The 24,327-nt window shown below is 58.0% G+C and carries 25 protein-coding genes and 1 other RNA gene; 15 read left to right on the top strand and 11 right to left on the bottom strand.

Annotation, left to right across the window (positions count from 1 at the left end):
• Positions 1–177: 177 nt before the first annotated feature.
• Positions 178–846 (top strand): PHP domain-containing protein, encoded by a 669-nt coding sequence (locus tag ACVW0C_RS10155; RefSeq protein ID WP_011433405.1) that lies wholly within the window; start codon positions 178–180, stop codon positions 844–846.
• A gap of 29 nt (positions 847–875) precedes the next feature.
• Here the strand turns inward: ACVW0C_RS10155 and ACVW0C_RS10150 are convergent, their stop codons facing one another.
• Positions 876–1,925 (bottom strand): potassium channel family protein, encoded by a 1,050-nt coding sequence (locus tag ACVW0C_RS10150; protein ID WP_457385255.1) that lies wholly within the window; start codon positions 1,923–1,925, stop codon positions 876–878.
• A gap of 88 nt (positions 1,926–2,013) precedes the next feature.
• Between ACVW0C_RS10150 and ACVW0C_RS10145 the strand changes: the two genes are divergently transcribed.
• Positions 2,014–2,226, top strand: coding sequence for a DUF2997 domain-containing protein (locus ACVW0C_RS10145; RefSeq protein ID WP_414344087.1), 213 nt, complete (start codon positions 2,014–2,016; stop codon positions 2,224–2,226).
• Between the two features lie 36 nt (positions 2,227–2,262).
• Here the strand turns inward: ACVW0C_RS10145 and ACVW0C_RS10140 are convergent, their stop codons facing one another.
• Complete coding sequence (locus ACVW0C_RS10140) at positions 2,263–2,493, bottom strand: hypothetical protein (protein ID WP_011433402.1); 231 nt, start codon at positions 2,491–2,493, stop codon at positions 2,263–2,265.
• Positions 2,494–2,676: 183 nt separating this feature from the next.
• Entirely contained in the window at positions 2,677–3,087 is a 411-nt protein-coding gene (petE, locus tag ACVW0C_RS10135) for a plastocyanin (RefSeq protein ID WP_414373743.1), read from the bottom strand.
• Between the two features lie 1,602 nt (positions 3,088–4,689).
• Here petE and ACVW0C_RS10130 point away from each other — a divergent pair.
• The 12 genes from ACVW0C_RS10130 (at position 4,690) to ACVW0C_RS10075 (ending at position 12,754) form a co-directional block, all read left to right on the top strand.
• The gene (locus tag ACVW0C_RS10130; RefSeq protein WP_457385253.1) at positions 4,690–5,094 is read left to right on the top strand and encodes a hypothetical protein; all 405 of its coding nucleotides are present in this window, start codon (positions 4,690–4,692) and stop codon (positions 5,092–5,094) included.
• Between the two features lie 131 nt (positions 5,095–5,225).
• Positions 5,226–5,444 (top strand): NAD(P)H-quinone oxidoreductase subunit O, encoded by a 219-nt coding sequence (gene ndhO / locus ACVW0C_RS10125; RefSeq protein ID WP_011433398.1) that lies wholly within the window; start codon positions 5,226–5,228, stop codon positions 5,442–5,444.
• Positions 5,445–5,501: 57 nt separating this feature from the next.
• Positions 5,502–6,329, top strand: coding sequence for a cell division protein FtsQ/DivIB (locus tag ACVW0C_RS10120; RefSeq protein ID WP_414522134.1), 828 nt, complete (start codon positions 5,502–5,504; stop codon positions 6,327–6,329).
• Positions 6,330–6,336: 7 nt separating this feature from the next.
• Positions 6,337–7,062: an energy-coupling factor ABC transporter ATP-binding protein gene (locus ACVW0C_RS10115; RefSeq protein WP_457385251.1), complete on the top strand. Its 726-nt coding sequence runs from the start codon at positions 6,337–6,339 to the stop codon at positions 7,060–7,062.
• Positions 7,063–7,570: 508 nt separating this feature from the next.
• The gene (locus tag ACVW0C_RS10110) at positions 7,571–7,879 is read left to right on the top strand and encodes a carbon dioxide-concentrating mechanism protein CcmK (RefSeq protein ID WP_011430450.1); all 309 of its coding nucleotides are present in this window, start codon (positions 7,571–7,573) and stop codon (positions 7,877–7,879) included.
• Positions 7,880–7,950: 71 nt separating this feature from the next.
• The gene (locus tag ACVW0C_RS10105) at positions 7,951–8,292 is read left to right on the top strand and encodes a carbon dioxide-concentrating mechanism protein CcmK (RefSeq protein WP_011433395.1); all 342 of its coding nucleotides are present in this window, start codon (positions 7,951–7,953) and stop codon (positions 8,290–8,292) included.
• A complete protein-coding gene (locus ACVW0C_RS10100) occupies positions 8,292–8,591 on the top strand; it encodes a EutN/CcmL family microcompartment protein (protein ID WP_011433394.1) in 300 nt (99 codons plus the stop codon). Before ACVW0C_RS10105 ends, ACVW0C_RS10100 begins: the two co-directional genes overlap by 1 nt.
• A gap of 71 nt (positions 8,592–8,662) precedes the next feature.
• A complete protein-coding gene (locus tag ACVW0C_RS10095; protein WP_457385249.1) occupies positions 8,663–10,624 on the top strand; it encodes a ribulose bisphosphate carboxylase small subunit in 1,962 nt (653 codons plus the stop codon).
• Positions 10,625–10,690: 66 nt separating this feature from the next.
• Positions 10,691–11,356, top strand: coding sequence for a hypothetical protein (locus tag ACVW0C_RS10090; protein WP_457385248.1), 666 nt, complete (start codon positions 10,691–10,693; stop codon positions 11,354–11,356).
• A gap of 32 nt (positions 11,357–11,388) precedes the next feature.
• Positions 11,389–12,105, top strand: coding sequence for a carbon dioxide-concentrating mechanism protein CcmK (locus tag ACVW0C_RS10085; RefSeq protein WP_457385246.1), 717 nt, complete (start codon positions 11,389–11,391; stop codon positions 12,103–12,105).
• A gap of 72 nt (positions 12,106–12,177) precedes the next feature.
• Positions 12,178–12,275, top strand: an RNA gene (gene ffs / locus ACVW0C_RS10080) — signal recognition particle sRNA small type.
• Between the two features lie 62 nt (positions 12,276–12,337).
• Entirely contained in the window at positions 12,338–12,754 is a 417-nt protein-coding gene (locus ACVW0C_RS10075) for a hypothetical protein (protein ID WP_457385244.1), read from the top strand.
• Positions 12,755–12,983: 229 nt separating this feature from the next.
• On the opposite strand, the gene serS is transcribed toward ACVW0C_RS10075, so the two are convergent.
• From serS to ACVW0C_RS10055, 4 genes are all read right to left on the bottom strand, one after another.
• A complete protein-coding gene (serS, locus tag ACVW0C_RS10070) occupies positions 12,984–14,291 on the bottom strand; it encodes a serine--tRNA ligase (RefSeq protein ID WP_457385243.1) in 1,308 nt (435 codons plus the stop codon).
• Between the two features lie 34 nt (positions 14,292–14,325).
• Positions 14,326–15,318: a ketol-acid reductoisomerase gene (gene ilvC, locus ACVW0C_RS10065; RefSeq protein WP_414329205.1), complete on the bottom strand. Its 993-nt coding sequence runs from the start codon at positions 15,316–15,318 to the stop codon at positions 14,326–14,328.
• Between the two features lie 63 nt (positions 15,319–15,381).
• A complete protein-coding gene (locus tag ACVW0C_RS10060) occupies positions 15,382–16,863 on the bottom strand; it encodes a glycosyltransferase (RefSeq protein WP_457385241.1) in 1,482 nt (493 codons plus the stop codon).
• A gap of 187 nt (positions 16,864–17,050) precedes the next feature.
• Positions 17,051–17,512, bottom strand: a complete 462-nt coding sequence (locus ACVW0C_RS10055; RefSeq protein WP_011433386.1) for a YlqD family protein — start codon at positions 17,510–17,512, stop codon at positions 17,051–17,053.
• 278 nt (positions 17,513–17,790) lie between these two features.
• Here ACVW0C_RS10055 and hemC point away from each other — a divergent pair, with 278 nt between their 5' ends.
• Positions 17,791–18,777 carry a hydroxymethylbilane synthase gene (gene hemC / locus ACVW0C_RS10050; protein ID WP_414350959.1) on the top strand — a complete coding sequence of 329 codons (987 nt, stop codon included), beginning with the start codon at positions 17,791–17,793 and terminating at the stop codon, positions 18,775–18,777.
• Positions 18,778–19,851: 1,074 nt separating this feature from the next.
• On the opposite strand, the gene ACVW0C_RS10045 is transcribed toward hemC, so the two are convergent.
• From ACVW0C_RS10045 to ACVW0C_RS10030, 4 genes are all read right to left on the bottom strand, one after another.
• Positions 19,852–20,715, bottom strand: coding sequence for a hypothetical protein (locus ACVW0C_RS10045; RefSeq protein ID WP_457385239.1), 864 nt, complete (start codon positions 20,713–20,715; stop codon positions 19,852–19,854).
• A gap of 246 nt (positions 20,716–20,961) precedes the next feature.
• Entirely contained in the window at positions 20,962–21,621 is a 660-nt protein-coding gene (locus ACVW0C_RS10040; RefSeq protein ID WP_457385238.1) for a DUF2157 domain-containing protein, read from the bottom strand.
• A gap of 323 nt (positions 21,622–21,944) precedes the next feature.
• Entirely contained in the window at positions 21,945–22,688 is a 744-nt protein-coding gene (gene purC, locus ACVW0C_RS10035) for a phosphoribosylaminoimidazolesuccinocarboxamide synthase (protein ID WP_457385236.1), read from the bottom strand.
• A gap of 10 nt (positions 22,689–22,698) precedes the next feature.
• A complete protein-coding gene (locus tag ACVW0C_RS10030) occupies positions 22,699–24,258 on the bottom strand; it encodes a sugar transferase (protein ID WP_457385234.1) in 1,560 nt (519 codons plus the stop codon).
• Positions 24,259–24,327: the final 69 nt, after the last annotated feature.

The following is a 24,327-nucleotide window of genomic DNA, read 5'->3' as shown; positions in this document are numbered from 1 at the left end:
CTTCTGCCATTTGTTTTCATCTAAAAAAACCAACTTCATCCTCTTTCCTCTATAAATTATTCTCTCTATCCTAACATAAGATCAACACGACCTAGTCTTTGACCCATAGCACTGACCCTTGCCCCTGGCTACAATGGGGGGACATGCTTAATAAAACTTCAGAACCCAAGGGTGGCTATGGTTGTCAGCTTGGAACGGGATCCCTGCGTGGTGCCTTCTGCTGGGGAGTTGCGGCAGGTGCTACAGGGGGTTGGCCCTCGTTCTTGTCCCTTGCAGTACAACTTTCACCTACACACTCGTTGTTCGGATGGGCAGATGGATCCCGTGGATCTGGCGGAGCAAGCACGCCGGCACGGTCTGAAGGGACTGGCCATCACCGATCACCACACCTTGAAGGGCTACGAGCGAGCCCGCGCCCACCTGGATCGTCCCGACGACCCCATCCTGTGGCCGGGGATCGAGATCACAGCCAACCTGTTGGGCTGTGAAGTGCATATTCTCGGCTACGGCTTCGATCCCACCGATGGTGTCCTGGATCCCTTTGCCCAAGGGGAGCAGGTTCCCGGCTTGCCCGCCGCCGACGCGATCCAGGCCATTCAAGCGGCAGGAGGCTTGGCGGTGTTGGCCCATCCCTTTCGCTATTGCCTGCCTGCAGAGGAAATTGTCCCAGCAGCAGCGGAGTTGGGAATAGATGGCCTTGAGGTCTACTACGCCTACAAAAACCCGGAGATTTGGATCCCTAGCCCGGAAGTGACGGAGAAAGCCGAAGAGCTGGCCGAGACCTACGGACTTTTGAAAACCTGTGGCACCGACTCTCATGGCCCCAGTATTCTGAGGCGGATTTGAGCCAGGCTACCCAGGTGGAGAACGGGCTGCTACGGGCGTGGATAGAGCAACTGTCCAAGCCGGCGCAACTGCTCTGCAGTGCCCATACACAGCAGCAGATCCCCCGGCTGCAACAGGGTTTCTCCGCTGGGGCCACCGATCAACTGGCCATCCGCCCGTCGAATCGCCACCACCAAAGCTCCGGATCGGTTGCGCAAATCGGCTTTCCGTAGGGTTTGCCCGACATAAGGACATTCCTGGGCTGCCAGCTCGTACTCCTCCAGGTAGAAAGTGCGATCCCGACCGACAAGGATGCCATCCACAAAGTCCACAACCCGGGGGCGTAAGGCAGCCGCCGCCATGCGTTTTCCGCCCGTGATGAAAGGAGAAATGGCATGGGCAACGCCCGCTCGCTGCAGTTTTTGCAAAGCCTCCTCCGTATTGGCGCGGGCAATGGTGCGAATGCGGGGGTTCAGGGTGCGGGCCGACAAGACCACGTAGAGGTTCTCGGCATCGGAAGATAGGGCGGCAATCAGCCCCTCCGCCTGTTGCACCCGCGCTTCGAGCAAAGTGGCATCTAGAGTACTATCCCCCTGGAGAGCCACATATCCCAGCTCTTGAGCCACCTGAATGGCCTCGGCAGACTGATCGATCACCAAAAATGGCACCCCTTCTGCTCGAAACTCTTGAGCCACCTGCCGGCCAATGCGCCCGAAACCGCAAATGATGTAGTGGTTGTTCAGCGCTTCCATCTGTTTCTTCCATTTCCGTTGCCGGATCCCTTCCTGAAAATGTCCCTGGATGAGGGCCTCTGTAAAGCGATTTACCATGAAGCCGATGCTCAAGACCCCCATCAGGATCAAGGCCACCGTAAATAAACGCCCCCGCTCCCCCAGCGGCCCCACCTCCATGAAGCCCACGGTGGTTAGGGTGATAACGGTCATGTAAAAAGCTTCCACCCAAGGCCACTGCTCCACCCCGTGGTACCAGAGGGTGCCGATCAGCACCACACACACCAATGCCCCCACGCCCAAGCCGAGGTCTCGCCGGATTCCGGGATCCCTTTTGACAGCCTGGAAGGGGGGACGAGCAGAAGCCATAGAGCCCAGCCAGATCTAGCCCAGGAAAAGGAAGCAAGAACTAGAATGGGGAAGAACCCGTTGTTGTTCGGTAACAAGCGGAGTGCCGATGCCTGAATACATCAAGGTGGAATATCGGATCGACAAAAACGGACAGGTTACCGAGACCGTACTGAATGGTTCTGGCTCCAGTTGTACCCTAGCTACCGCCGGCTTGGAATCGGCGCTCGGAGCCGTGCAGAAACGGGAGCTCTTGCCGGAGTTTCACCAACTGACTGAAATCGAGAGGGAGTCAGAAGTCTCTTTGAAGCAAACCCGCTGACTCCATATCCATTTGCCTAGGGTTCTCACCATCTTCTCACTTTTTCTTTTTGCTCCCCTTTCCGGCCGTATTGCCGGCCCGTGCCGCTCCAACCGCAGCCTGAAACAGCCAAACAGCCAATGGAGCAGCGACAACCAAGATGATGCTGGTGGGGCCGACGCCAAAATCCGGCTCGCCAGAAGCCAACTCGAAAATTGAGCCAACAGCAGCAATGGCGCTGAGGCAGGAAACGGCCAAGAGCAGGTAACCTTTAACGCTGGTGGTCATAGAGAACCCGTTTGAGAACTACACTTGCGCAGTACAGGGCAAGCCGGTCGAATGCGTATTCATTCGCTAAAAAGCCCTCCCACTCCTGAGAGGGCTAACTTTTATGCTAAAGCCAGGGATCCCCGTCCAGCAAGGCAAAACCAAAAGTGGGATCCCTAGAAGTTCAGCACTTGGGGTGTGGATTTAGCCGTTCACGATGATCTTGCCGACCATTCCGGCCCCGCGGTGGGGCGTGCAGTAGTAGGTGTACTCACCTGGAGGAACATCAACAAAAGCCGACTCCACCACCTGCTTAGGAGCAGTGAGCAGTGCCTTGTGGGAGAGCTTGGCGGCCAGAGCCGCATCTCCACCGGGCACCTTGTCGAAGACAACATTGTGGGGGTAGACCTTGTTGTTCACCCACTGGACGGTATCCCCTTGATTGATGGTGAGAGAAGGCGGATCGTAGACCAACTGGGCTTTGTCGGATCCCATTTTGACGATGTAGGTTTCGGCAGCAGCAGGGTTGGACAAGAGCGCCACAGCTACCCCCCCAACCACAAGGCTGAGCAGGATGAGCTGCAAACGCTTCACCAGGTTGAAAACTAGAGACATGGATTCCTCTCAAAACGTAACAGCAGTTATCCCAGACTTTGCGGCTCGGTTGCCCCTTTCCAGGTTACGAAGAGCACCCAGCCAGGCGGATGGGCAGCAGGGACAGTTGAATTCCTAATGCTCATTATAAGAGGGCTCATCCCAGAATAGAGCAATGCCCAACTGCGGGGCGGCAACATCCATCCTTTACAGGGAGCCGCGGCAGACCGAACCCGCCAAACAGCACAGCTCTTCCAGAAACCTACGGCAACCCTGTTGCCAGGCAATCCGATGCGGCTGGATCCCCGGCCACTTGGGGTAGAGCATCTTGGCAGTTGGCGAGCGTGCGCAGGGAACCGAGAGCCAGTTTTCCGGGTCGTCCTCATCTCTACCCAAAAGTGCTTCGCAAAGTTTCGCAAAGTAGAGATTCTTTTTCCGTGGGATCCCTTAAAGTCCAAGAGTGTCTTGCCTAACAAATCCGTAGGGTTGTCGATGCACAAGAAGGGCAAATCATCCTAATCTCAAAGAGCAGGTTCTTGGATGCTGCTGGTCGGTATTCCTTTGAGATTCCTCAATAACATCACCTGAAAGTCAGTTGGTTGTTCAGCCCTCACCAAAATAGGGAGTCTGTTAAGATGAGCGTACAGCGTTCACCCGTAGCTGGTCCAAGCAAGAGTCGGCTTGCAACAAGTTTAGAATCGACGGATCAGCGGCTTAACATTCAAATCTTGGCCCGGTGTATTGGCACTGCCTTGAACCTGGGCGCTCCCCTCAGGGTTGAAGTGCACTACACCTCACAAGCTCGGTAGCAAGGTTTTCTTGGCAGGCCGCTCTAGGGGCACAGCTGCTACTATGGTTTGTGCTTGCCTGGGGCTAGAGTGATTTTTGGGCTTCTTATTTCGTTGTATGTCCGTATAGTCACTGCTGGCTGGAACAGCACACCTGAGGTCTCTCTAGAAGAGAGGAGCTGGGCATAAGCCGACGATTTTAGTCTGGCTGGATTGAGACAACTCTATTCACTACATCATCACATAGTCATTTCAAGTTAGATTAAGACACTTTACTAATTGCTACGCAGTGCCGTCCAAACGCTCTGCGCCGCTTCCGCAACCACCCCCAACCCCTCTCCCATAGGGAGAGAGGAGCTAGGAAGCAACACAACGGAAAAGTCTCCTTCCTGCTTAAAGTGTGCTTAAAGTGATTGTATTTAGCAATGCGCAATGCAGCTTCTGTGGGGCAGGGATCCCGTTCGTCCAAAGCCTTAGGGCTGAAAAACCTGCAGGTCATATTAAACTGCGTGCGGAGTCTACAGAGCTAGTTCTGAACGATCCCCTGGATGATGGCTTCCGTAAGGCGGTCTAATCCTCCCAGGTCAGCTCTCTCGTTTTGGGAAAAGGGGTGAGGACAGTCGCCCAGCAGGCCGGAGAGCAGGGGAACTCAAACTGGTCAGAGCAGCCACAAGCACTTGGCCCAGAAAACCTTCTGCCAAGGGGGCACGGCGCTCTCAGTTGGCTTAACATTATTTCATGACCGGGCCTGGCCCTCACCTTGCCAAGGGCGGGTGGCCAATATCAGTGCCTAGGGATCCGGCTCAACTTCCTTCCCATTGCAGGCAAAACGACCATGGTAGGCATCTTCAAGCGCTTGTTCGGCTGGCGTGGTCAAGCTGCGGCCACGTCCTCACCGGAAACTGTTGCTAAGCCAACCCCAAAGAAAGCGAAAAACGACAATACTTTTTTTCTCGACCCAGATGAAGCCAAAACCCTTGGCAACATCGAGTATATGCGCACCCCCAGGATCGTGAAGCACACCTTCCAAGATTTTGGCAGCAAGGAGAAGGTGGAGGTGGTGGAGCAGGTCTCTTCCCTCAGCAAAGTTAAGTTGTCCACAGAGCAAGCCAAAACTCCTGAAACTGCTGCTGAGCAGGGATCCTCCGCTTCAAGCAGCAGCGGAGCAAGCCCACGCCGTCAAGGGGGATCGGACATGGATACCTTCCGCAATATGGCCCGCAGCCTAAAACGCAAATAAGCCAAACTCAGGTTGATCCCTGTCAGAGCCGAGCCAGAGGCTGGATCCCAGCTTTCTTCTTCACGGCAGCGGCAGGCGTGATACAACTGCTATCGAGCCGACTAATCCGCGACTGAACTTGAGGAGGAGCAATGGCGATTAAGCGAGGCACCCTGGTGCGGGCCATCCGCGAGAAACTGGAGGGTAGCTTAGAAGCGCAGGCAAGCGATCCTTTTATTCCCAACTACGTTTTCGAGACCCCCGGAGAAGTCGTGGATATCAAAGGTGACTACCTGCAGATTAAGTTTGGGGCTGTTCCCACCCCTACGGTTTGGCTGCGGGCGGATCAGGTTCAGGAGATGGCGGGTTGAGTAGAAGCACGGAATGTTCCCCATCTGCATACCCCGTGATGGGGTGAAGGGGGATCCATGGCACTCCTGGCTGCTCCCAACCGTGAACAAATCCTGCAGCGTAGGCAGCTTTTGCGTCGGCAACGGCGCAGCCGATTCTGGCAGGGATCCTGGCGCCTGACCGGTTCGATGACCCTCTTGGCGCTGCTGGTGCTGGGCCTACGGCAGCCCCACTGGCAAATTCGTCAGCCAGAACAGATTCAGGTAAAGGGTGCCCACTGGGTCGATCCCGCCTGGATACGGGCACAATTGCCCCTGCAGTATCCCCTCAACATTTGGCAGGTGCAACCGGCTGTTTTGGAAAGGGCTTTGCTGGGATCCCCGACCCGCCCCTCTCCCATCGAAAGCGTCCAGGTGCAGCGGCGGCTGCTGCCGGTGGGTGTCATCGTCCAGGTGCGGGAACGGCAACCTGTGGCGCGCGCGCGATGGGGCAACCAACTGGGCTGGGTGGATGTCCAAGGCAACTGGCTGTCTCCGGATCCCTACCGTTCCCCCGCGTCTTGGCCTGAGCTGGAGCTGCTGGGCTGGGAGAACCACACCCCAGAGCAATGGGCGCTGTTGCTCAGGGCTTTACAGCAGTCTGAAATTCAGATCAGGGCAGTGGATTGGCAATCTGGAGCGGGAATTACCCTGCATACTGAGCTGGGCAACGTCTACCTGGGGCCAATTTCCGACCGCTTGCCCTTGCAAATTCAGACCCTCAACCAAATGCGGGATCTGCGCCGCTACTGCGAGTGTACGCCCGACGACATCGTCCAGATTGACCTGACCAGCCCCAGTGTGCCCACCTTGCAACTTACCCCCACGGCCACCCAGGAGCGCTGGAAAGACGTGCGGATGCCCTAGCTTTGCTATGAACCCGGTGCCGGCGGTGGAGGTGAACCAATTGTGGACAGCTTATCCCGGTCATCCGCCGGTGCTGCAAGGGCTGGATCTACGGGTCGAGGTTGGGCAACATCTGGGGGTGATCGGCCCCAATGGCGCGGGCAAAACTACCCTGTTCCTCACCCTCTGCGGCCTGTTGCCCCCCTGCTCCGGCCAGGTGAGTTTGTTTGGCCAGCCGCTGCGGCCCGGCCAGTTTCGCCCTGAGGTGGGGTTGGTGTTTCAGGATCCCAACGACCAACTGTTTGCCCCATCGGTGGCCGAAGATGTGGCCTTCGGACTGCGCAATTTGGCCCGTCCTGAGGCGGAGATTGCGGCTGCCGTTCAGGCCGCCCTGCAGATGACCGGCACCCTCCATTTGGCCGATCGTCCCCCCCATCACCTCTCCGGTGGGGAAAAGCGCATGGTCGCCATTGCCGGGATCCTGGCGATGAAACCCCAGTTGGTGCTCTACGATGAGCCGACGGCCAACCTCGATTTGCGAGCCCGGCGCCGGTTGATAGTTTTTTTGCAACAGGCCGCCCACACTTTTCTGCTGGCTTCCCACGATCTGGAGCTGATCTTGGAGGTGTGCGATCAGGTCATCCTGTTGGATCAAGGGCGGATCTGGGCCCAGGGATCCCCGGCCCACCTGATGGGCCAAGCCGACCTCATGGAAGCCCACGGCCTGGAAGTGCCCCCCTCACTGCGCCGATAACGACAAAAGTTGAAAAGATATCAAGAATTATTTTTAAGCTGACAACATTTTTGCCTCTCTTAATAAAAAGCTATCGTGCTAATTAAAAATATTGATTTTCGTCCAGGATTGAGTGGGGATATCATTTTGTTAAGTCGGGGATCCCTTCTCTGAGTCGTCCTAATCGATTTTGTATGATCGATTTTGTACAAGAAAGATGTGGACTTAGCTCAGAGTTGGCAGCTTTGCCCGCCTGAGTGACAGTTGCGGTTAACCCTGATGGCTCCTACAACCTGTTCTGACTTCAGTCGGAGGTCTGTGGCTCAGAGCCTTCTCCCCTCAGAGGGGGGTCTCTGGTGGCTGGGGTAGGTGTCGCCGGGAAAAGCTGTCAATCGAGATTTGGGCAGAGGATCTCTCTGATGAAATCGAAAGGAGATTGCATGAGCGAACCCAATAAGCGAGATCAATTTGCCTTGTTGCTGGGTTCGACAACGTTCAGGAACTGAGTGTTCAGAAGTGGAGAGTTGATATGCCTATTGCAGTTGGAATGATCGAGACCCGCGGGTTCCCGGCAGTGGTGGAAGCTGCCGATGCCATGGTCAAGGCGGCCCGCGTTACCCTGGTGGGTTACGAAAAAATCGGCAGCGGTCGGGTCACGGTGATCGTGCGGGGGGATGTCTCGGAGGTGCAAGCTTCGGTAGCCGCCGGTTTGGAGTCTGCCAAGCGGGTGAGCGGGGGTGAGATTCTCTCCCACCACATCATTGCCCGTCCCCACGAGAACCTGGAGTTTGTGTTGCCCATCCGCTATACCGAGGCGGTAGAGCAGTTCCGCACCTAGTCCCCACTTCAGTAAAGTTCGCACCCCAGAAAGTTCGCACCCCACTTTCACTTTCAGCGTAAGGAGTACCTATGGCTATTGCAGTTGGAATGATCGAAACCCTGGGCTTCCCGGCAGTGGTAGAAGCTGCCGACGCCATGGTCAAGGCAGCCCGCGTTACCCTGGTGGGTTACGAGAAAATCAGCAGCGGTCGGGTCACCGTGATCGTGCGGGGGGATGTCTCGGAGGTGCAAGCCTCGGTGGCTGCCGGCATTGACTCGGTGAAGCGGGTGAACGGCGGCCAGTTGTTGTCTTGGCACATTATCGCCCGTCCCCACGAGAACCTGGAGTACGTGTTGCCCATTCGCTACACCGAGGATGTGGCTCAGTTCCGCGAAGGGGTAAATGCCATCCGTCCCTTCACCCGTCCCTGATGCGTATTGCCATTGTGCGGGGCACCGTCACCAGCACTCAAAAGGATCCCAGCTTGACGGGCGTGAAGTTTTTGTTGGTGCAGTATGTCGATCTCGAGGGCCAGCCGCAACCCGATTACGCTGTGGCTGCCGATCCGGTGGGGGCCGGCATTGACGAGTGGGTGCTGGTTAGCCAAGGCAGTGCCGCTCGCCAGCCGCAAGGAAACCAGACTCGCCCGCTGGATGCGGTGGTGATGGCGATCATCGATACGGTCAGCGTTGGCGGTCGCTCTCTCTACAACAAGCGCGATCAACGCTAGCTGGGATCCCTTCCCTTCTCATCTCTCTTGCTGCCCTTGTCCGCCCTACTGCGTTCTAGAGGCTCACGGTTATGCCTGCTCACACCTATGCTGCACCGCCAACGCCCTGGTCTCGCCGACTGGCGGAGCCCAAGATCGATCCCACAGCCTACGTGCATTCTTTCTCCAACCTCATTGGGGATGTGCGGGTGGAAGCGGAGGTGCTGATCGCCCCGGGAACTTCCATTCGCGCTGACGAGGGATCCCCCTTCCACATTGGCGCCAGATCCAACATTCAGGATGGGGTGGTCATCCACGGCCTGGAACAGGGGCGGGTGATAGGAGAAGACGGCCAACCCTACTCCGTTTGGATTGGCAGAAACACTTCCATTGCCCACATGGCTCTGATCCACGGGCCGGCCTACGTGGGCAACGACTGCTTTATTGGCTTCCGCTCGACGGTGTTCAACGCTCGGGTTGGGGATGGCTGCATCATCATGTTGCATTGCCTGATCCAGGATGTGGAGATCCCCCCAGGCAAGTACGTGCCTTCTGGATCCATCATCACCACCCAGGCCGAGGCCGACCGGCTGCCCGACGTCCAGGATAGCGATGCCAAGTTTGCCCAACACGTGATCGGCATCAACCAAGCCCTGCGAGAGGGCTACCAGTGCAGCGAAAACCTCGTCTGTATCGCTCCCATCCGCAACGAACTGCAGCGCACCTCTAACTCAACGGCTACGGAGACGGCACCCATGACTCATTCTTCCCATCGCGGCAATGGCCGGAACGGCGGCGGATCCCCTCTCAAGCCGGAGGTGGTGGAGCAAATTCGTGCCCTGTTGGCCCAAGGCTATCGCGTGGGGCTAGAGTATGCCGATGCTCGCCGCTTCAAAACCTCTTCCTGGCAAAGCGAAAGCCCAATCACCAGCACCCACGAGGCGGAGGTGGTGCAGTCATTGGGGGCCATCCTGGCAGAACACCAAGGGGAATATGTGCGCCTGCTGGGGATCGATCCCAAGGCTAAACGGCGGGTGCTGGAGCAAATCATCCAAACCCCCGATGGGCCGGCGCTGGTCTCTGGGATGCCCAGCCGCGTCTCGGCAGCCGCTGCCCCGAGTTCTGGCACATCCGGCCCTCAGTCTGGCTCAGGGCTAGAGGAAGAAATCCGAACGCTGTTGGCGCAGGGGTATCGCGTTGGCCTGGAGGTGGCCGATGCCCGCCGCTACCGCACCTCTTCTTGGCAGACCTTGGGCAATTTGAGCGGTCAGCCGCAGGAGATCCTGGCCGCTGTTCAGGCTGCCCTAGCAGAGCACCAGGGAGAATATGTGCGCCTGTTGGGGATCGATCCCAAAGGCAAACGGCGGGTGCTGGAGAAGGTCATTCAAACCCCGCAAGGCCAGGTGAGCAGCAGTCCTGCAGGAACCGGCGTGGTGGCAGATACGGCTCCTGCGGCAGGGGGCAGTGCCGGCCTGGATCTGGAGGTGCAGGAGGAGGTGCATCGGCTGCTGGCTCAGGGCTATCGCATCGGCTACGAATATGCCGACGAGCGCCGCTTCAAAACCTCTTCCTGGCAGAGTGGGCCGGCCATTCGCGCCACCCGCGGGCCAGAGGTGTTGGCTAAGCTGACGGCTGCCCTGGCGGAGCACCAGGGAGAATATGTGCGCCTGCTGGGGATCGATCCCAAAGGCAAACGGCGGGTCTATGAGCGCATCATCCAAACCCCTGGCGGAAAATCTGCTGCTGCTGCCGCGGCTCCTGCTTCTGCCCCCAAGGGATCCCCTTCTGGCACCCGCCTCAATGCCGAGGTGGTGGCTCAGGTGCAGCAGTTGCTCAGCCAAGGCTACCGCATCGGCACCGAACATGCGGACAAGCGCCGTTTTCGCACCTCTTCTTGGCAAAGCTGTAGCCCCATCGAGGCCACCCAAGTGCCCCAAGTGGTGGCAGCTCTGGAAGCCTGTCTGGAGGAACATCGCGGCGAATACGTCCGCCTGCTGGGGATCGATCCCAAGGCCAAACGGCGAGTGCTGGAGCAGATCATCCAAACCCCTTGAGGGATCCCAGCTTTTTTTGACCTCTGTTGGTTCAAGCCCAACCCCCCAGCGATGAGGAGCACTTTGTTGGCCTCTACTTTGCCCAACTCCATGACGCTCCGCGCCTTGCCTGGCCAGAACGACGAAACTCGCTATTTTGTCAGTGGTGAGGTACAGGTGGAAGCCGGGGCGGGGATTGGGGCAGGGGTGCTGCTGCGGGCCAACCCCGGCTGTCGAATTCACATCGGGCGCGGCGCGTGTATCGGCATGGGATCCGTTCTGCACGCCTGTGGGGGATCCCTCATCGTGGAGGCGGGAGCAACCTTGGGAATGGGGGTGCTGGTGCTCGGGCAGGGCACCATCGGCAAAAACGCCTGCATCGGCTCAGAAACCACAGTGCTGAATTGTTCGGTGCTCAGCCAAGCAGTCATTCCCCCCGGCTCGCTGCTCGGGGATCCCACCTATGGTTTCGATCTCCAGGAGGCGGGCGGCAGCAAGCCCATCCCGGCAGAGCCCTCGCCGGCGGCAGTGGAAATGGCTCCAGAGATGTCGCCTGAGCCGTCTCCCCCACCCAGTTCTCCGGTGGCCAATGTTGAAAAGCAAACCCGCCGTTGGCACCAAGAAAAATCCGACTCCCCAGAGACCAAAACCCATAAGCTCAATGGGATCCCTGGCCATTGGGAATTGGATCGCCTCTTGAGCAAGATTTATCCCCATCGACAGGTGCTCTCCTCTGGGGATAGCCGGCTCTAATGGCTAAACTGGCGTGAGTAGTTAGGATGCCGATGTCAACCTCCCTGGGCCTGATTCAGACGCGCAGCTTTCCGGTCATCGTGCGCATTGCCGACGCTATGACCAAGTCGGCAGGCGTGACGCTGATCGGCTTTGAGAAAACCTCGGGGGGCTACTGCACAGCCATTGTGCGGGGGGGAATTGCCGATGTGCGCATTGCCATTGAGGAGGGCATTGAGCTGGCCCGCCAGTTTGACCAAGAGGAGATCTCCAGTTTGGTGATCCCGCGCCCCCTGCCCAACTTGGAAGTGGTACTGCCGATCAGCAGCAAGCTGTCTCAACTGGCACAAAACCGCGGCTACAGCCGCCTCAGTAACTTGGCCGTGGGCCTGCTGGAAACTCGCGGCTTCCCGGCAATGGTGGGAGCTGCCGATGTCATGCTCAAAACCGCGGATGTCCAACTGGCGGCCTACGAGACCATTGGGGATGGCCTATGTACGGCCATTATCCGCGGTACAGTGGCCAACGTGGCCATTGCCATCGATGCCGGCATGTACGAAGCAGAGCGCATTGGGGAATTGCACGCGGTGGCAGTGATCCCCCGCCCTCTGGACGAACTGGAGCAAGCGCTGCCCGTGGCCAGTTGTTTTGTTGCTCAACCGGTTACCCTGCCGGTAACCCTTCCTCAAGTTCAGGAACAGGAGGTGCAGCGCAGCGATACAGCCGTAGAGCGGATCCCTGTTTATCTGGAGCCGCCTGAAACTCCCTAGCCCCCTGAGAAACCCATCTGTTGCCCAAGAAAGCTGAGCAGGGCAGAGGGGAAAAATGCTAGGCTACTGGAAGACCTGGGTCCGTGCAGCTCCGACGCCCAAACCGTGTCAGGATCGGAAGATAGCAGCACCACGGGATGCTCAGAGCAGGCGCGTCAACCCGGGTCGCTCTTTGCAGCCCTACTTCTCTCTGCTGGGTTCTCTCCTCCTTGCCCTAGCAGCGCATTACACTATGTCCGAAACAGACAATCCCCTCGCCAACTGGGCTCAAAAAGCCTTTTACTTCGGCATGGGTTTGGCGGCTGTGGCGGCGGATAATGCTGCCAAGGTGGCCAGCAAAGCGGGTATCCGTCTGATGGAGTTGCGCAAGCAGGCGCAAGCTTTGGTGGACGAGCTGGTGGAGCGGGGGGCGATGACCGCTGAAGAGGCGCGGGCTTACATGGATGCCATCGCCGCCAACGCCAACCGCAAGGGGGAATACAGACAAACTGCCGGCCCCCGCAAGATCACCATTGATGACATTAGCGATACCGAGGGCGAGGCAGGCACGGCCATCGAACTTTCGGAAGCGGCCCGTCTGCGCCAGAAGATCGCCGAATTGCAAGCTGAGTTGGATCGCCTCAAGGGCAAATCCCAAGCGAAAGGATAGCCCAATAGGAAAATGGATTTGAAGACTACCTGTATGTGAGACGTCTCCCTGAGGCGTCAGGGATCCTCGCCCTTTAGAGCCGGGGGCAGGTCAAGGTTGTTCATTTCAGAGGTTTCAAAAAACTGCCGTGAGACAGCTTGCAATTCTCCGTCTCCGTCGTCGGAGAAAAGATGGGAACACCCGCCTATCTGGGCAGGAGCATCTCAATCAAACTGGGTTGAGTTTGAGCTCAGGCAGCAGGAATGAGGATCCCGTCTTCCGAGAGAAACCGGGAGCTGAGAAAGGGACGCAGCGCCTTGGGAATGCGAATCGAGCCATCCGGCTGTTGGTGATTTTCCAGCAGGGCAGCCAGAGAGCGCCCCACCGCCAAGCCAGATCCGTTCAGGGTGTGGACAAACTGGGTGCCTTTCTGGCCGGCTTCTTTGTAGCGCAGGTTAGCACGGCGGGCCTGAAAGTCCCAGCAGTTGGAGCAACTGGAGATCTCGCGGTATTGATTTTGGGAGGGGAACCACACCTCCAAGTCAAAGCAGCGGGCTGCCGCAAAGCCCAAATCGCCGCTACACAGCTCCACCACCCGGTAGGGCAGCTCCAGCATCTGTAAGATGGCCTCGGCATCCTGCACCAGCTTCTCGTGTTCGGCTTCCGATTGATCTGGGCGAGTGACCTTGACCAGCTCCACTTTTTGAAACTGGTGCAACCGGATCAGCCCCTTGGTGTCGCGGCCATAGCTGCCCGCCTCACGGCGAAAACAAGGGGTGTAAGCACAGAAGTAAAGAGGGAGGGACTCCGCAGGGATTACCTCATCCCGGTACAGATTGGTAAGGGGAACTTCCGCCGTCGGGATCAGCCACAGGTCGTCGTCAGCACAGCGAAAGCTGTCTTCGGCAAACTTGGGCAACTGCCCCGTCCCCTGCAAAGCGGCGCTGTTGACCAAAAAGGGTGGGATCACCTCGGTGTAGCCGGCTGCAACGTGGCGCTCCAGCATCATGGCAATCAAAGCCCGTTCCAGGGCCGCGCCCGCCCCTACCATAGCCACAAAGCGGCTTTGGGCCACTTTGACCGCACGGCCAATCTCCAGCAACCCCAGTTTTTCAGCAATCTCGTCATGGGGAAGGACAGGATGGGCCGGCTTTAGCTCCTCACCCCAGCGGCGCACCTCTACATTGTCGGTCTCATCTCGGCCAACCGGCACGCTGGGCAGGGGCAAATTGGGCAGGGTAAGCAGCCGAGCACGAATCTCCTCTTCCAGCTCCCGTTCCTGCTGCTCCAGTTGGGCAATCTCGGCCTTGAGATCCACCCCCCGCTGCCGCAGGGCCGCCACTTCGGGGCCTTGGGGATCCGCCCCCTGGCGGATGATCTCGCCGACTTTTTTGCCGAGGCTGTTGCTTTCGGCCTGCAGGGATCCCTTGCGGGTCTCCAACTGCCGCCGCTCCCGATCCAACTGCAGGATCCCATCCAGATCGACTGTGGCCCGGCGGTTTTGCAGGGCTTGGCGTACCTGTTCAGGGCGATCCCGCAGCAGCTTCAGATCCAGCACAGAGATGGTCTACCCTCAGCTCCAGATATCCGACCTATTTCTTTAGCCAGCTAAACATGGCCCGCAGCTCCCTGCCCACCTGTTCAATGGGGTGTTCGGCCTCGCGGCGCCGCATCGCAGTAAGCCCTGGCTTGCCGGCCTGATTTTCCAAGACAAATTCACGGGCAAATTGGCCGCTTTGAATCTCGGCGAGGATCCGTTTCATTTCAGCGCGGGTTTGCTCCGTGATGATGCGGGGGCCACGGGTGTAGTCGCCGTATTCTGCCGTGTTGGAGATGCTGTGGCGCATTTTCTCCAAGCCCCCCTCGACAATGAGATCCACGATCAGCTTCACCTCGTGCAGGCACTCGAAGTAGGCCAGTTCCGGCTGGTAGCCCGCTTCCACCAAGGTTTCAAACCCCGCTTTGATCAGAGCCGTCAGCCCACCGCAGAGCACCACCTGCTCGCCAAAGAGGTCGGTTTCGGTCTCTTCCCGGAAGGTGGTTTCCAAAATGCCGGCCCGCGTGCCACCGATGGCTTTGGCATAGGCCATGGCCCGCTCCCGTGCCATTCCCGAGGCATCTTGATAGACGGCAAACAGGCAGGGCACCCCTTCCCCCGCTTGGTAGGTGCGCCGCACCAAGTGCCCAGGGCCTTTGGGGGCAACCATGATGACATCCACGTCTGCCGGCGGCTGGATCTGCCCGAAGTGAATGTTGAAGCCGTGGGCAAAGAGGAGCACGTTCCCCGGCTGCAGGTGGGGACGGATTTCGCCCTGGAAAACGGCCTTTTGCACTTCATCGGGCAGCAAAACCATTACCCAATCGGCGGCAGCGGCAGCATCCGCCACCGTTTTGACCATTAAGCCGTCTTGCTCGGCTTTGGGCCAGGAAGGGCTGCCAGGGTAAAGGCCAACGATGACCTGGACACCGCTATCGCGCAAATTGAGGGCGTGGGCGTGGCCTTGGCTGCCATAGCCGATGATGGCAACGGTTTTATCGGCCAAAGGCTCCAGGTTGGCGTCGGTGTCGTAGTAGAGGCGGGCCATGGTCGAGCAGGGCGTGAGCAGGTGCTTGACTAGGATAGCAGGATTGGATCCAACTTGCTGACCTCAAGCGCCGTGATGAACAGTTTTCACCCACCTTAGGCGCTTGGGCTGTACACACATGCGAGCAGTTGTGGCGATCATAACCGGCAGCCAGTGGAGCATGTAGACCAAGCCCAGGGCAGTGTGCCACCAAAGTCGCCGTCCGCGCAGACCTTCCACTTGGCGTAGCCCCCGGTAAAAGGCCACCGTCAAGCAGCCCATCACCAGAGCGTTCAAGGGGAGCAGCACCGAGGAGTGGCCCGTCAACAGCACCCAGAGGGTATCGGGAACCAAGGCCATCGGCAGCAAGTACTGAGAAATAAAGAAGGCCCAGAGATCTACTGTTTTGGCCATCCCCATCCGGCGACCGAGGATCCCTGGCCAGTAGTCGAGATAGCGCTGGTAGCCCCCTTCTGCCCAGCGGCAGCGCTGGTGCCAGAGGCTTTTCCAAGAGGTGACCCCTTCTTCGACGATGGCCGGCTCTGGCAGAAAGGCGATATCTACGCCCGCCAGGTGCAGCTTAAAGGTGAGATCCAAGTCGTCGGTGAGGGTGGCCTCGTTCCAGCCGCCGCACTTTTCCAAGACATCTCGCCGCACCAGTTGGCCATTGCCGCGTAGCTCGCCAATGCCCCTCACGGCCACGCGCTGCTGCTGAAAATAAGCGTCGGAGGCCATTTCCGCCACCTGCCCCAAAGTCCAGAAGTTGACGTTGGGGTTGCTCAGGGCCTTGCGCACCTGGACAGCGCCTACCGTCCGTCTGCTGAAACGGCTGCGCAGGCTGCTCACTTGAACAAACAAGGGCAGAGTGCGGGCAAGAAAATCCGAGGGCACCACAGCATCGGCATCGCAGACCAGGATGATCTCCCCTTGGGTGAGGGGCAGTACCTCGTTGAGGGCACCGGACTTACCCCCCCCTCGTCCTGGCTGCCGCCGGTAAACCCGCAGATGGGGGATCCGCTTTTGGGCTTCCCGCAGAACGTCAGGGGTGGCATCGCTGCTGTTGTCGTCGATGGCCCACAGCTCCAGATGGCTGGTGGGGTAACGGAGCTGGGTCAAGCTGTGCAACAGCCGTGGGAGCACTGCGCTCTCGTTCTTGGCCGGGATCAACACAGCCACACGGGGCAAGGCCAGCCCGCCCAACTCAGAAAGCCCGCTCTGCCCATCCCGTTGCATTGGCAGGACAGAGTCATTGTTGTTAGGGTCATCGCTGTTATCTGTTGACCTGGGATCCCGGCGGGTCGCAGCGGCAGGAGGAAGTCTCAGAGGGGGCAGGGAGGTCGCCGGTTGCAGGCGAAATAAGCGGCTAATGTGGATCACCATGAACGTGGCCAAACCAACGGTGATCCAACGAGCTGTCGGCACCACATGCATCAGGCTGACCAACCCCCACACCATGGCCAGGACCAGCAGAGCCTTGAGACGGCGGCGTTGGGCCGAGGTGAGCAGCCAATCGGGAAGATAAAGATCCTCAAGAGGCTCCGGCTCTGACCAGACGAACTCAGACATGGGAATCCTCCCCCGGGCGGCAATGTTACCCAACCTCGCCAGCCTGTGCGAGCGTTAACCCAAAGGCTGTTAAGAGGTTGTTACCTATTGTCACCCATTGTGTTGGCGAAACGGAGTTCTCGAGAACCTACAGGCGAGAAAAATTGGGGATCCCGACTGCCGCTTCTCCGGCAAGGGGGTGAGCGGCCTAGGGGTTACCGCGAATCTCTTTGATCACCCCATCTTCCAGAAGGATCTCGACCTGCATTTTCTGGATCAGGTTGTCTCCTTTTTGGACTCGGAAGAAGCTCTCCACATTGCCCTGCAGCACTTCTTGGTTAAGCTCCAGGGTGCTCAGTTGGTTGATCTGCTGCAACAATTGGTTTTTCTGATCCAAGAGGCGGATTTTCTGCTCGTTCACGCGGCTTTTCACCGCTTCCACCTGTTGGAGCACTTGGGGGCTGTTGGGGTTGGGGCTCTGTTTCTCCAGTTCGGCAATAGCCCGCTTGCCCTGAAACTCCAGCTGTTGCATCTGAGCATCGGTGGCTTCGATCTGCCGCTCCAATTGCTCCTGCATTTCCTTTTTCCAAAGGGGTGTGACCACCACCTTAACGGGAATGTTGCGTTTGAGCAGTAATTGAGTGCCGTTGCTGACGTTGTTTTCTTCCATAAGACTCATCCAGGCAGACGACCAACCAAACCAGGGGCTTGTGCCCATTGTAGAAAGCTCCCCTCAAAAGCTCTGGGGTTGGGGAAGAGGAGCTTGACAGACCGGATCCTCCCCCGCCGAGCCGGAGAATCCATCTACTTATCCTACCGGCTGGGATCCCTGCGGTAAAGTCTTGATTTCGGGAAACTGCAATTTTGGTTAAGGATCTTAAAGGCCGCCGCCTTGCCCTGGCACAGATTCGGCTAGCGTGAGAGACAGTGTTCTTTTTTGCGGCAGCCATGAGCGAACGGGCCTCGACCCCTTCCAAGCCCTCTGCTGGGATCACCAAGCCGGTGCGGATTGCCTCTCGAAAAAGCGAGTTGGCTTTGGTGCAGACCCAGTGGGTGATGGGTCAGTTGCAAGAACACCATCCGGGATTACCTCTGGAGCTCAACACTCTCTCCACCCAGGGAGACATCATCCTGGATGTGGCACTGGCCAAAATTGGGGACAAAGGTCTTTTTACCAAGGAATTGGAAGTTAGCCTGCTCAACGGCAGCAGCGACTTGGCGGTACACAGCCTTAAAGACTTACCCACCCGCCTGCCGGAGGGCTTGGTGTTGGGGGCGATCACGCGGCGGGAGGATCCCCTGGATGCTTTGGTGGTGGGGGAAAAGTTCCGGGATTACCGACTGGCCACCCTGCCAGAGGGGACGGTGATCGGCACTTCATCGCTGCGGCGACTGGCCCAACTGCGCCATGCCTTTCCCCACTTGCACTTTAAGGATGTGCGGGGCAACCTCAACACCCGCCTGGCTAAGCTGGAGAGGGGAGAGTACGATGGCCTGATTTTGGCAGTGGCCGGGTTGAAGCGCCTGGGCAAAGCCGACCGGATCCACGAGGTGTTGGATCCCAGCGTGTCTCTGTACGCGGTTGGGCAGGGATCCCTGGGAATCGAGTGTCGGCAGGGAGATGAGCGGATTCTGGAGCTTATCCGACCCTTGGCCGATGCGGAGGCCACAGCCCGCTGCTTGGCAGAGCGAGCTTTCCTGCGGGCTTTGGAAGGAGGGTGTCAAGTGCCCATTGGCGTTCACAGCCAAGTCCAAGGGGAGGCGCTGCACCTAACCGGTATGGTGGCCGACCTGGATGGCCGGCGGCTCATCCGCGATACTCAGACGGGATCCACCGCCGATCCCGAGGCAGTGGGGATGGCTCTTGCAGAAAAGCTAAAACGGCAGGGGGCCGACGAGATTTTGCAAGCCATTTTTGCCCAGGCCCGCCGTTAGGCTTTTCCATCCTTTCTGAGTAAGCTTTGAGGTCTGCAGCCAGGGGGAGTTGAAGAAAAGGGGGGCACGGAAGTCCCCCCTAAGGCAAATTTCACTCAACTTCAAATGGGAAATTCGCATTCGCAGCAGCAGTATCTAAGCTCTAGCTTAGCTTCCAAAACCGCCGTATCATCTTGAACTACTAAGGTCACTCGGTTGTTGGCAATCTCTGCCGGCGAGAGGGTTAGAGTTTTGGTGAAGGTTTGGCCAGGCGGAATTGGGGTAGGCGGACTTGAGAAAGTATACAAAAACCCCGCTTGAGTTGAAGTCCCGCCGTTGAATAGGTAGTACCTGTCGTTCCCGGCATTAGGAGCTGTGTTACTTGTTGCCTGCAAGTTATTGCGATAGGTAAACGTAAGGGTGCCTCCCATCCGGCAGCCTATTCTACAAGGGGGGCTCCATTGGAAGGTATGAGCAAAGAGTTTATTGGCTTGGCGCTCTCCCCAGTTGACTGTCCCGAAAGGGCCCTGGAGAGTTGTCCAAATGTTGGGGTGAAGCTCCGATTGCAGGGGGGAAGCAGGGTTTGGCGGAGGAGCGCTGAGGGTTACTGAGCGCAACACCATGGGTCTCGAGCACGGAAGGCCAGGCAGAGGTCTTTGCGAAGGGGGGAAAGGAACCTGGCGGAATAGCTCATCTACAGTTTCTGAGGATTCTGCCGGAGCTATGGGAACTAGGGAGGGTATCGATCTAGGCACAGAAGGCATAGGCTGCCTAGCTGGCTCCGGGGCCTGAGCCACTAAAAGATGATCTTCAGCCAAGGCAACACCCGAAAGAAAACCACTCTCCCAAAGGGGCGTAAGTAGCAAGGCTAAAATGCCCAAACGCAGTCCTACTTTCATTTGTATTCTCCAAATCTTGATAGAGATGCCCACTTCCTTCTCAGCTCAAGCCAAAGCTGAGAATTTACTAGCAAAGACATTGGGGAATACAAGCAGGTTCCTTAAACTTTGTAAATTCTTGTGAATTCCAGCTCAATTCCAGCTTTTTCCTTTGCTTGATCATGTAGCGGGGCTTGGCTTCCTAGAAGGGCAAGAATTAGAGACGGGAGAAAATCCGCCGCTCAAATTTCAGCCCCAGCCAGATTACCCCGATCCCACAGGCCACCAACACCGCCGACTTGGCCAACAGGCCGGTTGGGTACTCGAAAAAGCGGGTCAGCACCACCAGGGTTAGCCCCAACAGTCCCTGCCAGAAGCGCCCCCGCCGCCCTTGCTGTAGCCCTTCCCAGCAGAGCACTGCTGACAGCCCCAGCAACAGCAAGGTCACTATCCAGGGGGCAAAGAGGACCAAGGCTGCTCCTGCCGTCACGTTCAAAGGCACAGCGCTGCCGATCCCCAGCAAAAGCGCCAAGGCAACCAGAGAAATCAGAACAGCAGCATCCTTCAGCCAAGACGAAACGGGCTGGGATCCCTTCTCCTGCCAACCCTGCCACCAGCCCCAGCCCGCCAGCAGCAGCAACCCCACTGCCGACAAGCTCGCCCAGGGATCCCCAACGTTCCAGAGGGGATCCTCGGAAAGATCGACCCACGTCCCGACAAAGCTCCAGACATAGAGCAGGACACCCAGCCCCAGCAGAGCCAAGTTCTGGGCTGTCGGGGCCAAATCCAAGCCTTGCTCCAGCTCGCCGGGAAGCTCTGGATCCCTTCCTTCAGTTAAAACCCGGCTTAGCCAAGGCTTATGGCGTTGGTGCCACAGACCCAACCCCCACACAACTGCAACACCAAGCAGATGCAAAAGGGTTAAACCTTGGAAAGAGCTGCCCAAACGCTCGGCTAACCCTTGCAACGCCAGGCCAAAGTTCACCACGGCCAGGGCAAAAACCCAGCGAGAGCAACACCAATAGGCCAGAGGAACCAGCAGGCCCAGGGTCAACCAAGGATAGAGGATGACTCTAGTCAATAATAAGCTCAACTATACTGAAAATAATGTATAATATGCTCAGTACGGATTACTACCAGTTGATCTTTCTGTTTACTTTCGAGTCTGCCAACATGGTAGCCAAAGCAAAGCAGAAAATTGGTAGTAAGACGACACGGAAACTGCGCTTTGGGTATTCTACTCAAAGCTTTGCGGGATACCGCCATTCTGGTTGGAAACAAACAGAATGCTATCGCTGCATAGTTGAACAGTGATGTTCAGCAGTGTTCAGCGTAAATGTATCAGGAAGTTGACAGTCCCCCAATCCACGAAGTCGGCTACCATCCCCAAGCCCAGCAGAAGGCAGGCCAGTACACCACTGGGGCTGTGACGCAAGCCGTAGGCCATGGCCAAACCGCCCATCCCCCAGGCCCAAAACAGGCCTGCCGCGGATCCGCCAAGCTGAACCCACTGCGCCATCAGGCCAATACAGGCTCCCAGGGTCAGTTCACCGGCTATCAGCAGGGCGCTGCCCAGCCGTCGGGATCCCTGCTGCCAAACCTGGAAGCCAGCCACCTGCAGCCCTACCATGAGGGCCAAGCACCCCCAGGCTCTTGCCCAGCGGGGAATGGCAGCCCAGTTGGCCGCCACAAAGGAGATCACCCCTAGGCCCACCAGAACTGCGCCAAACAGCAGCAGCACCAAGACAAAACGGCTGCCGGCCGCTCGGGGCAAGCTATCCAGTTGGTAGTACTCCCACAGCCGATCCCGCTGCTCAGGTTCGATCAACCCCTGCTCCACCCAGGTGTTCAGCAGGTTGGCCAGTTGGCGGCGGAAACGCTCGCCGGGGTAGGGGGGGCGGGGAGAGGTCATGGCGGGATCCCGACAAGCGAAAGGAGGCTCGGGCGTTAAAGGAGTGGGATCGCTGAGGCGATTATAGTCCCTCACCCCTGGCTCCTCTCCCTCTAGGAGCATGACTCTAGTCAATAATAAGCTCAACTATACTGAAAATAATGTATAATATGTTCAGTACAGATTACTACCAGTTGATCTTTCTGTTTACTTTCGAGTCTGCCAACATGGTAGCCAAAGCAAAGCAGAAAATTGGTAGTAAGACGACACGGAAACTGCGCTTTGGGTATTCTACTCAAAGCTTTGCGGGATACCGCCATTCTGTTTGGACTCCGTCCCGCTAACGCGAATGGAAACAAACAGAATGCTATTGCTGCATAGTTGAACAGTGATGTTCAGCAGTGTTCAGCGTAAATGTATCAGAGAAGGAATTGGGATCCCACTGCCTGAAGCACCCGCTGCAACACCTCTTGATAGCCAGCCACCGGATCCCCCAGATCAAAGCGAAAGAGATCCTTGTCCAGCACTCGCGGCTCGGATCCCTCCCGATCCCAAAGACGGCAGGTATCGGGGCTAATCTCGTCGGCTAGCAGGATCTCTCCCTTCTCGTCCAGGCCAAACTCCAGCTTAAAGTCCACCAGCTCCAGCTGACAGCGCCGCCAAAAGGCCTGCAGATGAGAGTTAATGGCCAAAGCCAGGGATCCCAAGCGCTCCACCTGCTCCGGCGTGGCCAACTGCAATAGGCGGATGTGGTCGGGGGTTACCAGGGGATCCCCTAGGGCATCGTTTTTGTAATAGAACTCCACCAGCGGCGGCTCGATGGGAAGGCCCTGCTCCAGGCCCAGCCGTCGGCAGAGGCTACCCGCTGTGCGGTTGCGCACCACCACTTCCAAAGGCAGGATGTGCAAGGCTCGCACCTGCATCTCGGTGGGGCCGGTTTGGGCCAAGAAATGGTTGGGGATCCCTTGCTGCGCCAGGTAGGCAAACACATGGCTGGAGACGGTGCAATTCACCTCTCCCTTGCCGGCGATGGATCCCCGCTTTTGGGCGTTGAAGGCCGTGGCGTCGTCTTTGTATTGGCAAAGATAAACCCTGGGATCGGCAGTGCGGTAGATGCGCTTGGCCTTGCCCTCGTAGAGCAGCTCTTGGGGGGAGAATGGCATACGCTAACCCCTAGTATCCGGCCAGCCGTCCGCGGATCCCTTGCCAGAGGGTAATGGCCAGGATGCGCAGATCCAGCCACAGCGACCAGTTTTGCACATAGTAGAGATCATACTGGGTGCGGCGGGCAATGCTGGTATCTCCCCGCAGGCCGTGGATCTGGGCCCAGCCGGTGAGGCCACTTTTTACCAAATGCCGATCCGGATACTTGGGGATCTCCTGGCTAAACTGCTCGACAAAGTAGGGCCGCTCTGGGCGGGGGCCCACTAGGCTCATTTCCCCTTTCAGGACGTTCCACAGTTGGGGCAGCTCGTCCAGGTTGGTGCGGCGCAAAAAGGCTCCTATCTTGGTTCGGCGCGGATCCCCGGGGCGCGTCCAGCCCGGCTGGCCGGCTGCCTCAGCATCCACTCGCATGGTGCGGAACTTGGCAATCCAAAAGCGACGCCCGTCCAAGCTCACCCGCTCTTGCCAATACAGAATGGGGCCAGGACTGCTGCAGGCTACCAGCAGGGCAATAATCAAAAACAGAGGGCTAAGCAAGATCAGGCCCAGGGAAGCTCCTAGGATGTCTACAGCTCGCTTGAGGAACCGGTTGTGGGCGTAGCGCAAAGGGGGCTGACGCAGAGTTAGCAGCGGGATCCCGTCGAGAGACTGCAGGCTGAAGTTTACCGTTAAAAAACTTAAGATATCCGGCACCAAGCGCACCTGCACCGACAATGTTTGCAAACTGAGCAACAGAGGAGCAGTTGCCAGCTCCGGTTGCCCAAACCACACCTCCTGCACTTCTGGGTGGGCTTGCAGATAGGCGATCAAATGGACCAGATCCAGACGCTCAAGAGCCGACCAGGAAGGCTCAAGCTGACTGCACAAGCAGGAGAGGGTTCCTCGGGATGAGCCGGACAGAGTCCTGTCGGCAGACTCAACCCCGCCAGAGGTAGGGCGGGCGGTGTTTAGTACTGGATATGAATCTTGACAGGGATCCCCATTTTGAGATGGGGGATCTTCCTCAAAAGAGCCTTGCTCTACGCCTGCCCAGGCGACTACCTGGAAGCCCAACTGCGGGGATCGCTGCAATCGCTCCAACACTTCCGCCAACACCGACCAGGATCCCACCCAGATGACCTGCCGCCGACCGTAGCCCCTAGAGCACAACCAGCCCATGCCCAGCCGCAACCCCACCCGTACCAAAGTCAAACTCAGCAGAGCCAACAAGCCGGCGTAGCCCACCACCAGCCGCGACAAAGAGACCGAGCGAACGAAAAAGGCCCCTGCCAGCACCAAACCAAACGTCAATCCCAACCCCACCAGCAAACTGGCCCATTCTTCAAAGCGAGACAAGCGCTTCGACTCACCGTATCCGCCTAAGCCCGCCTGAATGCCCCAATAACTGAGGGCGGTCAACAATCCCAAGGCCGCGTAGACATCCCAAGGCAAGAGCTGATGAGGACGCAAGCTGCGCAGCCAGTAGCCCGCCCCAAAGGCCAACCAAATACAAAGGCCATCCCCGAAACAGGCCAAGGGCACCCACAAACGATGCAGATCCAGACGAGTTTTATAGCCGCGTTCGGCCAAGGGTTATCTCCTTCGGCATCAAGACTGTTGACAATCTTACAGAAAAGATTGTGCATCTGAGGCTATTGG

The sequence above is a fragment of the Thermostichus sp. OS-CIW-26 genome (assembly GCF_054058395.1).
This window is presented reverse-complemented; position numbering and strand designations above follow the sequence as displayed.

Coding starts and splice junctions, on each gene's coding strand:
- ilvC (WP_414329205.1), bottom strand. CDS start 15,318: ATGGCCCGCCTCTACTACGACACCGACGCCAACCTGGAGCCTTTGGCC.
- hemC (WP_414350959.1), top strand. CDS start 17,791: ATGAGCGAACGGGCCTCGACCCCTTCCAAGCCCTCTGCTGGGATCACC.
- ACVW0C_RS10100 (WP_011433394.1), top strand. CDS start 8,292: ATGCGTATTGCCATTGTGCGGGGCACCGTCACCAGCACTCAAAAGGAT.
- ACVW0C_RS10115 (WP_457385251.1), top strand. CDS start 6,337: ATGAACCCGGTGCCGGCGGTGGAGGTGAACCAATTGTGGACAGCTTAT.
- ACVW0C_RS10055 (WP_011433386.1), bottom strand. CDS start 17,512: ATGGAAGAAAACAACGTCAGCAACGGCACTCAATTACTGCTCAAACGC.
- ACVW0C_RS10075 (WP_457385244.1), top strand. CDS start 12,338: ATGTCCGAAACAGACAATCCCCTCGCCAACTGGGCTCAAAAAGCCTTT.
- ACVW0C_RS10060 (WP_457385241.1), bottom strand. CDS start 16,863: ATGTCTGAGTTCGTCTGGTCAGAGCCGGAGCCTCTTGAGGATCTTTAT.
- ACVW0C_RS10145 (WP_414344087.1), top strand. CDS start 2,014: ATGCCTGAATACATCAAGGTGGAATATCGGATCGACAAAAACGGACAG.
- ndhO (WP_011433398.1), top strand. CDS start 5,226: ATGGCGATTAAGCGAGGCACCCTGGTGCGGGCCATCCGCGAGAAACTG.
- ACVW0C_RS10110 (WP_011430450.1), top strand. CDS start 7,571: ATGCCTATTGCAGTTGGAATGATCGAGACCCGCGGGTTCCCGGCAGTG.
- ACVW0C_RS10085 (WP_457385246.1), top strand. CDS start 11,389: ATGTCAACCTCCCTGGGCCTGATTCAGACGCGCAGCTTTCCGGTCATC.
- ACVW0C_RS10095 (WP_457385249.1), top strand. CDS start 8,663: ATGCCTGCTCACACCTATGCTGCACCGCCAACGCCCTGGTCTCGCCGA.
- petE (WP_414373743.1), bottom strand. CDS start 3,087: ATGTCTCTAGTTTTCAACCTGGTGAAGCGTTTGCAGCTCATCCTGCTC.
- ACVW0C_RS10150 (WP_457385255.1), bottom strand. CDS start 1,925: ATGGCTTCTGCTCGTCCCCCCTTCCAGGCTGTCAAAAGGGATCCCGGA.
- ACVW0C_RS10140 (WP_011433402.1), bottom strand. CDS start 2,493: ATGACCACCAGCGTTAAAGGTTACCTGCTCTTGGCCGTTTCCTGCCTC.
- ACVW0C_RS10120 (WP_414522134.1), top strand. CDS start 5,502: ATGGCACTCCTGGCTGCTCCCAACCGTGAACAAATCCTGCAGCGTAGG.
- ACVW0C_RS10130 (WP_457385253.1), top strand. CDS start 4,690: ATGGTAGGCATCTTCAAGCGCTTGTTCGGCTGGCGTGGTCAAGCTGCG.
- purC (WP_457385236.1), bottom strand. CDS start 22,688: ATGCCATTCTCCCCCCAAGAGCTGCTCTACGAGGGCAAGGCCAAGCGC.
- ACVW0C_RS10155 (WP_011433405.1), top strand. CDS start 178: ATGGTTGTCAGCTTGGAACGGGATCCCTGCGTGGTGCCTTCTGCTGGG.
- ACVW0C_RS10105 (WP_011433395.1), top strand. CDS start 7,951: ATGGCTATTGCAGTTGGAATGATCGAAACCCTGGGCTTCCCGGCAGTG.